This is a genomic window from Shimazuella sp. NTD248, from assembly GCF_059510395.1.
On the sequence record NZ_JCAJZT010000038.1, the window covers coordinates 1 to 234 of the forward strand.

The 234-nt window shown below is 51.7% G+C and carries 1 protein-coding gene; it reads left to right on the plus strand.

The window, feature by feature from the left end; all coding sequences use genetic code 11:
- Positions 1 to 234: AMP-binding protein (locus AC5WOE_RS20035; protein ID WP_496053356.1), on the plus strand; the 234-nt coding region annotated here is incomplete at both ends.

Sequence of the window (234 nt, forward strand, 5' to 3'; positions counted from 1 at the left end):
AGGGAAAGTGGTGGCATTATGCAGCGATCGGAGCCCTGAGATGCTCATAGGCATGCTGGCGGTTTTGCAGACAGGAGCTACCTATTTGCCGATCGATCCCCATTACCCCGCAGATCGTATGCAGTATATGTTGCAAGATGCAGGGGTGCAGTTGGTGCTAGCAGACAGCCAAGTAGAAATCGAGGTGCCAGCTCTACAGCTGATATCCTTGGATACCGGTTATGTGGATTGGAT